Origin of the sequence: Mycobacterium sp. (genome assembly GCF_050700595.1) — a bacterium.
GTDB lineage: Bacteria > Actinomycetota > Actinomycetes > Mycobacteriales > Mycobacteriaceae > Mycobacterium.
In genome coordinates this window covers 1-4601 of the sequence record NZ_JBOHHI010000043.1, presented here as the reverse complement: position 1 = coordinate 4601, position 4601 = coordinate 1, and the positions used below count along the sequence as shown (strand labels likewise).

The window sequence follows — 4601 nt, the reverse complement described above, 5'->3', positions numbered from 1 at the left end:
CGGTCACCATGTTGCGGGTGTACTGCACGTGCCCGGGGGTGTCGGCGATGATGAATTTCCGCTTGGGCGTGGCGAAGTAGCGATAGGCGACGTCAATCGTGATGCCCTGCTCGCGCTCGGCACGCAGTCCGTCGGTGACCAGCGCCAGGTCGGTGTAGTCATGGCCGCGCTCCTTGGAGGTGCGCTCCACCGACGCCCACTGGTCTTCCATCACGGCCTTGGAGTCATATAGCAGCCGGCCGATCAACGTCGACTTCCCGTCGTCGACCGAGCCGCCCGTGGCCAGTCGCAGCAGCGTTGCCATCAGAAGTATCCCTGCCGTTTACGGTCCTCCATGCCGGCCTCCGAGATCCGGTCGTCGGCGCGGGTGGCCCCACGTTCGGTCAGCCGCGACACCGCCGTCTCGGTGATGACTTCGGCCACGGTGGCCGCGGTCGATTCCACGCAACCGGTGCAGGTGACGTCGCCGACGGTGCGGAATCGCACCGTCGGCTCGAACACTTCCTCGTCGGCGCGGGGCTGCATGTGCCGGTGTACCGCCAGCAGCATCCCGTCGCGCTCGAACACTTTCCGTCGGTGCGCGAAATAGATCGACGGCAGCATGATCTTCTCGGCGCCGACGTAGGACCAGACATCGAATTCGGTCCAGTTCGACAGCGGGAACACCCGGATGTGCTCGCCCTTGTGGTGCCGGCCGTTGTAGAGGTTCCACAGCTCGGGCCGCTGGGCCTTGGGGTCCCACTGGCCGAACTCATCACGAAAGCTGAACACCCGCTCCTTGGCGCGAGCCTTCTCCTCGTCGCGGCGGGCGCCGCCGAACGCCGCATCGAACTTGTTCTCCCGGATGGCCCGCAGCAGGGTCACCGTTTGGATCGGGTTGCGCGACGGGATGGTCTCCACGACGCGGCCGGCGTCGATGTCGTCCTGCACCTTGGCGACCACCAGCCGTACCCCGATCTGCTTGACCAGCTCGTCGCGGGTGGCGATGACCTCGTCGAAGTTGTGGCCGGTGTCGACGTGCATCACCGGGAACGGCAGCCGGCCCGGGCGGAACGCCTTGAGTGCCAGATGCAGCATCACGATCGAGTCTTTGCCGCCGGAGAACAGCAATACCGGGCGTTCGAACTCGGCGGCCACCTCGCGGATGATGTGGATGGCCTCGGCCTCCAGCGACCGCAGATGGCTCAGTTCATATTGCCCGGGAACCGGGCGGCGGTCGTTGTGACCGGTCGTCGCTGGGGTCGTCATAAGTTCTCTCGTGCATTCCGGGTAATGTTGGTCTCATTGACCATATTTATGAGCCTTACCATGTATAAAACCAGCCTCGGCGGCGACTGTCAATGAACGTCAAGTGGTCGAGTGTGCGCTGAGGGCTTCGAGTGCGCGGTGACGGCGAGAATTTTGCGGCATCTGCGCCTTAGATGCACAGTCGAAGCCCTGGACGCACACTCGGAACGCCCGGCCCCAGCGGGGCTTAGCCGGTGACCTCGTTGAGCTTGCCGGTGGCGACGTCGAACACGAAGCCGCGCAGTGACTCGTGCTGGGTGACGAACGGGTTGGTTTCGATACGGCGCAACGACTGCCGGACGTCGTCGGCCGGGTCTGGGAAGGCCTCGGCTGCCCACCCCGGTTTGAGACCGGTCTCGTCGGCGATCGCGCGCTTGAAGTCGTCGTCGGTGAAGGTGAGCATGCCGCAGTCGGTGTGGTGAATCAGGATGACCTCGCGCGTCCCCAGCAACCGCTGACTGATCGCCAGAGACCGGATCGCGTCGTCGGTGATCACGCCGCCGGCGTTACGGATGACGTGGGCCTCGCCCTCGTTGATCCCGAGCATGCGGTAGACGTCCAGCCGGGCATCCATACACGCGACGACCGCCACATGTTTGCCCGGCGGCATCGGCAGCGGCCCGTTGAATGAGCGCGCATATTCGGCATTGTGGGCCAGGTAGTCGTCGGTAACCGTCACGCCAATCTCCTTGGTTTGTTTGCTGGATCGACCACTCGAGCGGCTGAGTTTAACAATTCTGCAGCTGGATTTCACTGCTCAGAATCAGCCGGATTGCAATCGCCCACATTTGCTTTGCCACTGCCTCATGCACTGAGTCACCGGTGGATCTTCTACCCTGTGCCCATGCGACGCAGGCGAGGGCATCGAGCATGATCCGGTTCCTGGCGCGCCGGTTGCTGAATTACGTCGTGCTGTTGGTGCTGGCGACCCTCTTGGCCTTCTGCCTGACTTCCGCGACGTTTCATCCGCTGGACAGTTTCATCCAGCGCCACCCACTGCCGCCGCCGGAGGCCATCCACGCCAAAGCCGTTGAGCTTAATTTGGACAAACCCATACCCATCCGCTACGCGAAATGGATTTCCGGCGCGGTACGCGGTGACTTCGGTGCCACGGTGACCGGTCACCCCGTCTCCCAGGAACTGTGGCGCCGGATCGGGGTGAGCCTGCGGCTGGTGGTGATCGGTTCGGTGCTGGGCACGGTGATCGGCGTCATCGTGGGAGCCTGGGGAGCGGTCCGTCAGTACCGGCTGAGCGACCGGGTGATCACCGTGCTGTCGTTGACCACCCTGAGCATCCCGGCATTCGTGCTGGCGAGCCTGCTCATACTGGTTGGGCTGAAAGTGAACATGCTCACCGGGGTGCGGATCTTCCTCTACACCGGGGAGACGTCACCGATTCCGCCCGGCGCACTGTGGGATCAGCTCGTCGACCGCGTGCAGCACATCGTGTTGCCGACCCTCACGCTGGCCCTGGCCGCGATCGCGGGTTTCAGCCGATATCAGCGCAACGCGATGCTAGACGTGCTGAACGAGGACTTCATCCGGACCGCTCGTGCCAAGGGCCTGACCCGCCGGCGTGCGCTGTTCAAACACGGCCTGCGCACCGCGCTGATTCCGATGGCCACATTGTTCGCCTATGGCGTCAGCGGCCTGGTCGTCGGCGCGGTGTTCGTCGAGAAGATCTTCGGCTGGCACGGCATGGGCGAGTGGGTAGTGCTGGGCATCTCGACTCAGGACACCAACGTCATCGCGGCGGTCACGACATTTACCGGGGCAGCGATTCTGCTCGCCGGACTGTTATCCGACGTCATCTATGCGGCGCTAGATCCCAGGATCCGGGTCTCATGACGGCCACCGCGGAGACGACGCCGGTCAAATCGGGCATCCACTCGGCCGCCTTCACATCACGGCGAAGCCTGTTGGCACGCCGGTTCATCCGCAACAAGCCTGCAGTGGTGGCGTTGATTCTGCTGGCGCTGCTGTTCATCGGCTGCTACACACTGCCGCCGCTCCTTCCGTATGGCTACACCGCGCTCGACTACGAAGCGCTGCTGCAGCCACCGTCACTGCAGCACTGGTTCGGCACCAACACGCTTGGCCAGGACCTGCTGGCCCGGACGCTGCGCGGCATGCAGAAGTCGATGCTGATCGGCTTTTGTGTGGCGGTGATCTCGACCAGTATCGCCGCCACCGTCGGATCGGTGGCCGGTTACTTCGGCGGCTGGCGAGACCGGGCGCTGATGTGGCTGGTGGATCTGCTGCTGGTGGTGCCGAGCTTCATCCTGATCGCCATCGTCACGCCGCGCATCAAAGGATCGGGCAGCATTCTGTGGCTCGTCGTGCTGCTCGCGGTGTTCGGCTGGATGGTCAGCTCGCGGATGGTGCGTGGCTTGACAATGAGCCTGCGAGAACGCGAATTCATCCGTGCGGCACGGTATATGGGAGTGTCGAGCCGCCGTATTATTGTGCATCACATCATGCCGAACGTCGCCTCGATCCTCATCATCGATGCGACGCTCAATGTCGGGTTCGCGATCCTGGCCGAGACCGGCTTGAGCTTCTTGGGATTCGGTGTTCAACCACCCGACGTGTCGCTGGGCACGCTGATCGCTGACGGCACCCCTTCGGCGACCACGTTCCCGTGGGTCTTCCTGTTCCCGGCGGGGGCGCTGGTGCTGATCGTCTTGTGTGCCAACATCGCCGGCGATGGCCTGCGCGATGCGCTGGATCCCGGCAGCGGATCAGCACGCCGCAAGAAGCGACGCCCAAAGTGACCGCACTGCTGGAGGCGACGGATCTGGGCGTCACCTTCGAAACCGAAGACCTGCTCGTGCCCGCGGTGCGCGGCATGAGTTACCACATCGATCCAGGCGAAGTGGTCGCCATCGTGGGGGAATCCGGTTCGGGCAAAACCACCGCCGCGATGGCCGTCGTCGGATTGTTGCCCGAATACGCTCACGTTTCGGGATCGGTGCGGCTGCACGACGAAGAGTTGCTCGGGCTGTCCGACCAGGCGATGTCACGGATCCGCGGCAAGGCGATCGGCACCGTGTTTCAAGACCCGATGTCGGCGCTGACGCCCGTCTACACCGTCGGCGACCAGATAGCCGAGGCCATCGAGGTCCACAACCGCGAGATCAGCCGAGCGGACGCCCGCAACCGCGCCGTCGAGTTGCTCGAGTTGGTCGGCATCGCGCAGCCGCAACGCCGCGCGAGGGCCTTCCCGCACGAGCTGTCCGGCGGCGAACGCCAGCGCGTGGTGATCGCGATCGCGATCGCCAACGATCCCGACCTGCTGATCTGCGACGAACCGA

General features: G+C 64.2%; 6 protein-coding genes. 3 read left to right on the top strand and 3 right to left on the bottom strand.

Going from position 1 to position 4601, the window contains the following annotated elements; all coding sequences use genetic code 11:
* From ACRDTL_RS03890 to ACRDTL_RS03880, 3 genes are all read right to left on the bottom strand, one after another.
* Positions 1–304 (bottom strand): GTP-binding protein (locus ACRDTL_RS03890; RefSeq protein WP_431505401.1); only part of this gene is annotated, 304 nt, incomplete at its 3' end.
* Positions 304–1248, bottom strand: a complete 945-nt coding sequence (gene cysD, locus ACRDTL_RS03885) for a sulfate adenylyltransferase subunit CysD (RefSeq protein ID WP_431505400.1) — start codon at positions 1246–1248, stop codon at positions 304–306. The genes cysD and ACRDTL_RS03890, both read right to left, overlap by 1 nt.
* 226 nt (positions 1249–1474) lie before the next feature.
* On the bottom strand, positions 1475–1966 hold the full coding sequence (locus ACRDTL_RS03880) for a beta-class carbonic anhydrase (protein ID WP_431505399.1): 492 nt from the start codon (positions 1964–1966) through the stop codon (positions 1475–1477).
* 191 nt (positions 1967–2157) lie between these two features.
* Here ACRDTL_RS03880 and ACRDTL_RS03875 point away from each other — a divergent pair, with 191 nt between their 5' ends.
* From ACRDTL_RS03875 to ACRDTL_RS03865, 3 genes are all read left to right on the top strand, one after another.
* Entirely contained in the window at positions 2158–3135 is a 978-nt protein-coding gene (locus ACRDTL_RS03875) for an ABC transporter permease (RefSeq protein WP_431505398.1), read from the top strand.
* A complete protein-coding gene (locus tag ACRDTL_RS03870; RefSeq protein ID WP_431505397.1) occupies positions 3132–4061 on the top strand; it encodes an ABC transporter permease in 930 nt (309 codons plus the stop codon). Before ACRDTL_RS03875 ends, ACRDTL_RS03870 begins: the two co-directional genes overlap by 4 nt.
* Positions 4058–4601: ATP-binding cassette domain-containing protein (locus ACRDTL_RS03865; RefSeq protein ID WP_431505396.1), on the top strand; the 544-nt coding region annotated here is incomplete at its 3' end. The genes ACRDTL_RS03870 and ACRDTL_RS03865, both read left to right, overlap by 4 nt.